General features: G+C 47.0%; 2 tRNA genes. Both read right to left on the reverse strand.

From position 1 onward, the window contains the following. Nucleotides 1–72: 72 nt before the first annotated feature. A tRNA-Ala gene (locus HX801_RS31865) sits at nt 73–148 on the reverse strand. 10 nt (nt 149–158) lie between these two features. Next, nucleotides 159–235 (reverse strand) — tRNA-Ile (locus tag HX801_RS31870). Nucleotides 236–315 lie beyond the last annotated feature (80 nt).

A 315-nucleotide genomic window follows, 5' to 3' on the forward strand; every position in this document is an offset into this window, starting at 1 on the left:
CTAATCAAAGACTAGAAATCAATATTCATTGGCGAATATTCATTTCTAAACTCTAACAGTAGAAACAGTTAATGGTGGAGCCAAACGGGATCGAACCGTTGACCTCCTGCGTGCAAGGCAGGCGCTCTCCCAGCTGAGCTATGGCCCCATAACAAAATTGGTGGGTCTGGGCAGATTCGAACTGCCGACCTCACCCTTATCAGGGGTGCGCTCTAACCAACTGAGCTACAGACCCAATTTCGAGCGCGTAACTGATTAGCTAAGAGCTATCAGCTGGAGCTTAAAGCTGCTTCTATCGTCTTCTTCAATGAATCA

Origin of the sequence: Pseudomonas sp. G1002 (assembly GCF_013385455.1) — a bacterium.
Classification (GTDB): domain Bacteria; phylum Pseudomonadota; class Gammaproteobacteria; order Pseudomonadales; family Pseudomonadaceae; genus Aquipseudomonas.